The following is a 325-nucleotide window of genomic DNA, read 5'->3' on the forward strand; positions in this document are numbered from 1 at the left end:
ATTGTATTTACTGTTGGGAACAATACCATTCTGAATGGTGCTGGATACTCCCGCCACAAAGTTGCTCTTCTCATCACCTCCCGCTAGATTAACAGAGTTTTGGTAGAAAGCACCAGTATTGTAAAAATCCGTAATATTATTAGGGTAAGGCTGATAAGGAACTAGCGCCCCGGTGCCTCCTTGTACTACTTGATCCAAACTGCCAAAACTAGGACCCCAAGAATTGGTACTTTGGTTATTGTAGATGTTATTAGCACCTTGTCCGTACAAGGACTGAAGTTTGGGCAAGTAAGCGACATTCTGAAAGTTAGCTGAAGAGGTGAAT

General features: G+C 42.5%; 1 pseudogene. It reads right to left on the reverse strand.

Going from position 1 to position 325, the window contains the following annotated elements:
- Positions 1-325 (reverse strand): annotated as a pseudogene (locus tag A0125_RS15965) (SusC/RagA family TonB-linked outer membrane protein); the annotation flags it as partial.

It is taken from the genome of Sphingobacterium populi (assembly GCF_001586775.1).
Classification (GTDB): domain Bacteria; phylum Bacteroidota; class Bacteroidia; order Sphingobacteriales; family Sphingobacteriaceae; genus Sphingobacterium; species Sphingobacterium populi.